The sequence below is a fragment of the Neobacillus paridis genome, assembly GCF_016765675.1.
GTDB classification, from domain to species: domain Bacteria; phylum Bacillota; class Bacilli; order Bacillales; family Cytobacillaceae; genus Neobacillus; species Neobacillus paridis.
The window spans coordinates 1-627 of record NZ_JAESWB010000024.1; the positions used below are offsets into that span (position 1 = coordinate 1).

Here is a 627-nt window from a genome sequence, read left to right on the forward strand (position 1 = left end):
ATGGTTCAGTTATCATGCCAAGCCCAATCAATAGTCTGCAAGATTTCACCGAAATTTTGGCAGAGAATCAAAGTATAAAAATTCTGGACATTTCAAAAAATAGACTTGGTGATTATCATTTTTTTGAACTTGCCGAAGCGCTGGAAGAAAACTCAACCTTAACCGATCTGGATGTCAGTCAAAATGATGAAGTCACTGCAGAAGGTTTGTATCGGCTTTTGGTAGTAATTTCAAGAAATGAGGCATTTAAATATTTAAAATTGAGCGTTAATGAAAAAACAGTTCCGGCACTTGTTTCTGTATTGGAGGCCAGTAGCATCGATTTTTCGCTAGATATCTCTGGAAGTAACCTCAGTAAGTATTGTATTAAATCAATTTTAAAAGCAATGAAAGAAAATTTTTCGGTGCGACGCCTAAAATTAGATGAAAACAATATTCGTATAAATCGTTTAAAAAATAGTATTCGATACAACCAATACTTTAAAAGTGCAAGGGCACTTGCCGAGGTTTTGGAAAATAACCGAGTGCTCACATCGATTAATATCAGTGGGAATAAAATTGGTTCCAAAGGGATCGCAGATCTATCTGCAGCATTGCGAGAAAATACGACATTAAAAACGCTTGGTG

1 protein-coding gene is annotated in these 627 nt (G+C 35.6%); it reads left to right on the forward strand.

Translation table 11 applies throughout. The features are described from left to right. Positions 1-14 precede the first annotated feature (14 nt). Positions 15-627, forward strand: a 613-nt coding sequence (locus JK635_RS01760; RefSeq protein WP_235887832.1) for a leucine-rich repeat domain-containing protein, incomplete at its 3' end; no start/stop codon positions are given.